Annotated in this window: 6 protein-coding genes and 1 pseudogene; 1 reads left to right on the plus strand and 6 read right to left on the minus strand. The window is 50.5% G+C overall.

The annotated features are described in order from the left end of the window. The first annotated feature begins 379 nt into the window (after nucleotides 1-379). Nucleotides 380-1,567 (plus strand): 1-deoxy-D-xylulose-5-phosphate reductoisomerase, encoded by a 1,188-nt coding sequence (dxr, locus tag R6U67_RS01780; RefSeq protein WP_410250951.1) that lies wholly within the window; start codon nucleotides 380-382, stop codon nucleotides 1,565-1,567. Here dxr and R6U67_RS01785 read toward each other — a convergent pair. The 6 genes and pseudogenes from R6U67_RS01785 to R6U67_RS01810 form a co-directional block, all read right to left on the minus strand. Beyond that, the gene (locus tag R6U67_RS01785) at nucleotides 1,523-1,972 is read right to left on the minus strand and encodes a hypothetical protein (RefSeq protein ID WP_410250952.1); all 450 of its coding nucleotides are present in this window, start codon (nucleotides 1,970-1,972) and stop codon (nucleotides 1,523-1,525) included. The two genes, dxr and R6U67_RS01785, sit on opposite strands and share 45 nt — an antisense overlap. Nucleotides 1,973-2,139: 167 nt before the next feature. Continuing rightward, a complete protein-coding gene (locus tag R6U67_RS01790; protein ID WP_410250953.1) occupies nucleotides 2,140-2,712 on the minus strand; it encodes a pentapeptide repeat-containing protein in 573 nt (190 codons plus the stop codon). A 114-nt stretch (nucleotides 2,713-2,826) separates the two neighbouring features. After that, complete coding sequence (locus R6U67_RS01795; protein ID WP_410250954.1) at nucleotides 2,827-3,540, minus strand: hypothetical protein; 714 nt, start codon at nucleotides 3,538-3,540, stop codon at nucleotides 2,827-2,829. A gap of 150 nt (nucleotides 3,541-3,690) precedes the next feature. Continuing rightward, nucleotides 3,691-4,887 (minus strand): hypothetical protein, encoded by a 1,197-nt coding sequence (locus R6U67_RS01800; RefSeq protein WP_410250955.1) that lies wholly within the window; start codon nucleotides 4,885-4,887, stop codon nucleotides 3,691-3,693. Between the two features lie 370 nt (nucleotides 4,888-5,257). Next, on the minus strand, nucleotides 5,258-6,055 hold the full coding sequence (locus tag R6U67_RS01805) for a DUF1822 family protein (RefSeq protein WP_410250956.1): 798 nt from the start codon (nucleotides 6,053-6,055) through the stop codon (nucleotides 5,258-5,260). 125 nt (nucleotides 6,056-6,180) lie between these two features. Continuing rightward, a pseudogene (locus tag R6U67_RS01810) lies at nucleotides 6,181-6,606 on the minus strand (hypothetical protein); the annotation flags it as partial.

Below are 6,606 nucleotides of genomic sequence, written 5' to 3' on the forward strand. Positions count from 1 at the left end.
GGAATAGGGAACAGGGAACAGGGAACAGGGAACACCGGAACAGGGAACAGGGAACATGGAACAGGGAACAGGGAACAGGGAACAGGGAACAGGGAACAGGGAACAGGGAACAGGGAATAGGGAACAGGGAACAGGGAATAGGGAACAGGGAACAGGGAACAGGGAACAGGGAACAGTGGAGAACCTCCCTCTTGCCTCTTGCCTCTTGCCTCTTGCCTCTTGCCTCTTGCCTCTTGCCTCTTGCCTCTTGCCTCTTGCCTCTTGCCTCTTGCCTCTTGCCTTTTGCCTTTTGCCTCTTGCCTCTTGCCTCTTGCCTCTTGCCTTTTGCCCTTCTATGAGATACTGGTGCTAAGACGCTAGGGATCGAGGACAAATCATTGTGAAAGCTATCACACTATTAGGATCAACGGGATCGATTGGGACACAAACCCTTGATATTGTGGCCAGTCACCCGGATCGCTTCCGACTGGTGGGGATTGCAGCAGGAAACAATGTGGAATTATTGGCGCAACAGGTTCGCCAATTTAAGCCGGAAATTGTTGCAATTCGTAACGCTGAGAAACTGCCACAATTACGGGAGGCGATCGCCGATCTCGATCCCCAACCCCAGCTATTAGTCGGAGAAGAGGGCATTATCGAAGTCGCCCGCTATGGCGATGCTGAAGCCGTTGTCACCGGAATTGTCGGCTGTGCTGGCTTGCTGCCCACCTTAGCGGCGATCGAAGCCGGTAAAGACATCGCCTTAGCCAACAAAGAAACCCTCATCGCCGGCGGCCCGGTGGTAAATCCTCTCATCCAAAAACATGGCGTAAAACTGCTTCCGGCGGACTCCGAACATTCCGCCATCTTCCAATGTTTACAAGGAGTTCCCGAGGGAGGACTCAAACGGATCATCCTCACCGCCTCTGGGGGCGCATTCCGGGATTGGGACGTCGCACGACTCGCAGACGTGACCGTGGCCGATGCGATTACCCATCCGAATTGGTCAATGGGGCGTAAAATCACCGTTGACTCAGCCACCTTAATGAATAAGGGCTTAGAAGTCATCGAAGCTCATTATCTCTTTGGCTTAGACTACGATGACATCGATATTGTGGTGCATCCTCAGAGTATTATCCACTCTTTAATTGAGTTGCAAGATACCTCCGTTCTGGCACAATTAGGTTGGCCCGATATGCGGCTACCCTTACTCTATTCCTTGTCCTATCCCGAGCGGATTCCGACGGAATTAGAACAGTTCGATTTAGTGAAAGCCGGGGATTTAACCTTCCGAGAACCCGATCATCAGAAATATCCTTGTATGGAGTTAGCCTATCAAGCTGGACGAGAGGGTGGCTCGATGACGGCGGTGTTAAATGCAGCTAACGAGCAAGCAGTGGCGTTATTTTTAGATGAACAGGTGCAGTTTTTAGATATTCCGCGTCTGATTGAAACCGTCTGCGATCGCCACCGCAGCCAAAACAAAGCCACTCCCACATTAGAGGATATCTTAGCGGCTGATCATTGGGCGCGTCAAGCGGTCTTAGACGCTGCCCGCCAACGAACGGCCAAAACGGTTTTGACCTAACCTTTGATCTAACCTTTGACTTAACTGATTTGGGCTGGAACTCTGCTTCTGGGACAATTCCCATAACTGAACTGTGCCATCAATAGCCAGTAAGACCGATTCCTGACGGAGTTCCACCAGAATCCGGGTCATCCATCCTTCTAGGAGTTGCTGAGCCTGTTTCAAGCCAAAATCAGTCGTCCAAACTTCAATTTCATAAATCACCTCTTCCACCACCCCAAGTTCATCACTTTGATAATAGCCACGATGTTGTTTACAGAGGGTTCCCCCGCATAATTGACAGAGATCTTGATTGATTTGACGAACGAGGTGAGAGGTATCGATAGGCTGATTAACATCAACAGTTGTCGGAATCAGAAGACGCAGAGAATGGGTTAAAGTTTGAGTCACGTTGAGTTGCATCATGATAAAAAAGGGAAGAGAGAATCGGGAATAGGGAACAGCCCTCCGGGGTAGGATGTGTTCCGGCATCGGTAAGGGTTGTGACCTAGATCCATCCATTGTAAGGGCGAAAATTTTTTCGCCCTTACAAGCCGGAACGCATCGCTTCAGCCGTAGGCTATTGTGAGTGTTTACTCAGCTTGTTGTTCTTGTTTCACACCTGACTTAGAACGCCACCAACCCTGACGAATCACCCGAGTTCCGGCGGGTAATTGCAACATATTTAATGTGGTTGCGCCGAGAATGCCTCGACCGATATTTGCCCCTTCTAAATTGCTATAGGAGAGATTCACATCCTGTAAGGTCGCTTTAGCTAAGTTGGCGCCTCGTAAATCCGCCCAGGTCAGGTTTGCACCTCGTAAATTGGCATGGGATAAATTGACGTTCTCCCCATGAACGCCGCTAAAATTACAACCCACTAACTTGGCTTTATAGAAGTTGCTTTCCGCCAAAAAAGCACCACTAAAATTTGTCCCCTTCAGACAAGTTTCCCGAAAATTGGCATGGAGAAGAGAACTCTGGCTAAAATCACAACTCTGTAACTCACTCTGGGTAATAACAAGGCTATTTAGATCTAAACCTCGTAAATTGGCATTGGTGACTTTAATTAAATGAAAATTCCTGATTCCTTTCTTGACTTCTGCGACGAACTCATGAACCGAAATCTCTTTTTTAGGTTCATCGGATTCCAGAAGGTTTTGCATGAGGTTAAACATGAGACGTTCGACTCCTAAATGAATGAACGGGGGAGGGGATTAAGCTGTCGCCCTCCCGACGAACTATTAACCCAGTTAATTCGGGTTTTTATGCAATTTGGATTAATGGGGAAATGACCCCCAAAATTGAGGAACTTTGCGGCTGATGTTGACTCGCAAACGGGGAATTAAGTCAGCACAGGTGACCTGTAAATCGTCGATCGCCGTCTCTAAAGCCACCAGTTCGAGTTCAGAGAGTTGAGGATTGGAGGTGTGGCGTAGCAGCCGTTGGAGAACCCGGGGGCGGAATTTCTCGGTGATGGCGGCGAGGCGATAGCGGAGATCGTTGACACGCTTGATGGTGTCGCAATAGCAGGAGGCGAATCCCTCCTCCACGCCGGGTTCAATGGGATCACGATGTTGGCGGGCCATGGCCATCAGGACATCGAGGGGTTCGATGAGCGATCGCACCTGTTCGCGTACCATTAACTTGTCCTCTAAACTGGGAGTTTGACCCGATAGCACCCCCTGGCTGAACTTGTCTAAAGCTCTCGCTAGGGCTTCGATATTGGGGTTTAATATGGTCTCTACCTCATTTAAATCATTTAAGAGGACTTGCGCCTGTGTGGGGCTAATTAGTTGGCGAGCATAGGCCAGGCGGACAATTTCAGCAATTTGGGGAATCGCGTCATAGTTCCCGGTTTTCCGGGCCTGTTGGCCATAGCGACGGAGAACTTGGCGATCGCTGGCTGGGTGACGACGGGGAGACTCCAGAGGCGTAAGATGGGGAGGCGTCACCCGGAGCGGCGTTTGAGTGGGGTTGTGAGGAGCTTGCATAGGGATAACCTTTCGATCACTCATGGGATTGAGGGAGTGGCGATCGCCCCCTGAAGCGAGGGTAGAAATGGTAGAAAGGGTAGAAGCGGTAGCAATGGCGATCGCCGATCTGTTGGCATAACCCAGCAGACGCTAGGATTTATGCAAAACTCAGGAATTTTCTTCAGAACCGTCATCCGCCGCACGAACCCAAGCCTCAACTTGCGCCTGAATCGCCTCACTCACCAACTCATCGCGGGAGATCTGCACATCCTGGCGTTGTGCATGGGCCAGGGTTAGCCAGCAGGCGATCCCACTGGTGACGACGGAGAGGAGGAAGAAGAACAGAGGAAAGCCTAAACTAGCCAGATCCAAACTCAGGACTTTCTGATAAAGACTCACCACCGCCAAGCGGACAATTTCCGTTCCCGATTTCAACTCATAGTCGTCATCAAAATGGCGCTCAAAGGCTCCCGGTAGATGCTGTTGTAGGAACAAAACATCATCCCCAAGTTGCTGACGCTGAGCCAGTTTTTCCCCCCAGGCTTGCTGTGCTTCCTCCTTAATGGCTTGGGCCTGGCGTTCCAGGCGGAAGACTCGTTGTTGCAAGGGGAGATTTTCTAGGGGAACCTGACTCCAATCGCGATCGCGTTCTTCCCAAGTTCCATAAAGTTGCACATGAAGGGTATCCCAATTGGGGTTCTCCCGAGGAATCCCCGCCAACTCCCCTTGTAACTCCTGAAATTCTCGCCGTGCGGCTTCCAAGGCTTCACTGGTGGCGGGAATGGCCTGCAAGTTCTCCGTTTGGCGTTCGATTTCCTCCCGGGCCTTCAACTCCGCCAAATAGGGACGATTATTCATCGCCTCCATCCCCACCCCAGCCGCGAAGGATTGCAGCACACTCATCGCAATCATCGCCGCCGCGCCAGCCTTGGCCCAGCTTTGGTTCCCGTACTTGCGGCCCGCCACGGCGGTTCCGTTGTCGTTGGTGAACTTAATCAGCAACAGATTGAGGGTTAAACTGGCCAAAATGGCGGCGACGCCTGCGAAGTCTTTGAAGGCGAAAAAGAGTAGGGGTTGGTTGGTGATGGCGTTGAAGAGACTGGCGACACTAATCACCCGCGCCGTGAGGTTAGAATGCTCTTGTAACTCTGGGGTGACATAGACGCGGCCATGAAAGTCTTGGGGATTGGCGAAGAGGAGGTTTTGCAGAAAGCGAACCGGTGAGACGACTTGCTTAAGGCGCCGTTCCCAGAGTCGAGGGGGTTGTGGGGGGTGATTCAGTTCCGGGTGAGATTCCCGTAGGTTTTCGGCGATGTACTTGGCTTCCGTTGGGAGGTTGGGGGGTTGGGTTGATTTGAGTTTCATGGGTTACTCCAGAGGTGTTGCATCGGCTGACATTGGAGTAACGCTTGTGGGAGGGGTTTTTATGCAGTTTCGGTAAATGTGGCTGGGGTTCCTGGGGTGATGCGTTCCGGCAAGTTTGAGAGAGTCGGTTAGGGGTTAAACACCCTGAATGCCGGAACACATCCTACCGCTAGAATGGAATTTTTGTGTCAGAAACGGTAGGGGGTGTGGCGGATTTGGTCGCGTTTGGACTGTGGAAACTCGATTGAAATTGCCGCCACGCACCGAGGAGGATTGGTGGGGTTCCCGAGGCTTGTAGGGGCATAACCCACCCCTAACCCCTCCCAGGAGGGGATTTTTCGCCCCTACCATGGATGGGTTAACCGATACCTTAATCTAAATCCTCTCGTAAAGATTGAAACAGGCGTTTGAGAATTTCTCGTAACTCCAGGCGATCGCCCGCCTCAGAATCGTCCTCCTTAAAGGCTAACTCCCGGTTAACCGGTGTTCCTCCCGACTCAGCAATCAATCGTTCCAACTGTTGCGCCGCTGTCTCCACTTGGCGCCGTTCCTTGGTTTGTAATAATAAAGCACTTTCCAACTGGGCGATCGCCGCTAAGCGTTGTTCCTCGGACCAAATTCCATGGCGTTCCCAGTACCCCTGCAATTCCGAGAGTCGAGACTCCTCCACCAGAGACTCTACATCCGCCAACAAATCAATCAGACGTTCTCGGCTGAGAAGTTTCTCCCGTTTTATCGTCAGTTTCGGGGATTTCAGCCGTAATGCTGGGACAAATCCCACAATCGTTCCCCAAGTCTGTTCAGGATTCACCTCCACCGCAATATAAGCCAGGCGATCGCCCACCACGGCTTCGGGAATCTGTAACTCCTCCGCCTCAGGGGGGAGGATGAGACATTCAACCGTTCCCAACTCATCCCCCTCTATCGAGTAAATCTCTAACTCCGCAAACTCCGTCAAGAGAGATAAGGTTGGATTCCAGGCGCTACTCTCTTCAATCTCACAGACAAAGCCAAAGCGACGCAGATATCGTCCCACCACCCAGGCGGCGATCGCCCGTTGATGACTCGTCTCTATCGTCTCCTCGGGGAATGATTGAGTCAACGCTCTTAAACGCTGTTTCACACTCTGAGGAATGGCGACCAATTGTCCGAATTGTTGTATATTCATGGTGTGTTTTGTCCTAATAAACTGAGCAAAAACTGTCAAGCTTGTGTTGACCTTAAGTGATTAACAGTGAATCATTAAAATTATATGCAAACGACCGCAAAAATCTTGATGATTCAAGTTAAACACTAATCCAGGAAATCCTGCATTTTTGACAAGAGAGATTTAAGTTTATTTTCAAAAGCTCCACGCATAGTTCCTTTTGGTGTATTGAACTCCATTGCCAAAGAGTCAAGCGTCCATTTCTCTCCATTGATTGCATGGTTGACAATCGCCAACAATACCGCTTGACAGGTGATTGGCGGCGGTGGATTCTTTCGGACATAAGTTTTCTGGTAAACTCCCTCAGAATCATCTTCAATGATGGTTTGGATTTTTACCAGCAACTCATCAATCGACTGTCGCTTAGAGGGTGCTGCAAAATCATCCATATCCTTGGGTTTACCTGTTTGATAATCAATGGGAGTGACATGGCGTTGCGGCTGGATTTTTAACAACCCCTTATACTTCTTTTCGCAAGTCTTATTCCAGAGCGTAATCGGACTTCCATCACC

The sequence above is a fragment of the Sodalinema sp. genome, from assembly GCF_046483825.1.
Taxonomy (GTDB): domain Bacteria; phylum Cyanobacteriota; class Cyanobacteriia; order Cyanobacteriales; family Geitlerinemataceae; genus Sodalinema.

Excerpts from the sequence above, each read along its gene's own strand:
- R6U67_RS01785 (WP_410250952.1), bottom strand. The coding sequence starts at position 1,972 with ATGATGCAACTCAACGTGACTCAAACTTTAACCCATTCTCTGCGTCTT.
- R6U67_RS01790 (WP_410250953.1), bottom strand. The coding sequence starts at position 2,712 with ATGCAAAACCTTCTGGAATCCGATGAACCTAAAAAAGAGATTTCGGTT.
- R6U67_RS01800 (WP_410250955.1), bottom strand. The coding sequence starts at position 4,887 with ATGAAACTCAAATCAACCCAACCCCCCAACCTCCCAACGGAAGCCAAG.
- R6U67_RS01805 (WP_410250956.1), bottom strand. The coding sequence starts at position 6,055 with ATGAATATACAACAATTCGGACAATTGGTCGCCATTCCTCAGAGTGTG.
- R6U67_RS01795 (WP_410250954.1), bottom strand. The coding sequence starts at position 3,540 with ATGCAAGCTCCTCACAACCCCACTCAAACGCCGCTCCGGGTGACGCCT.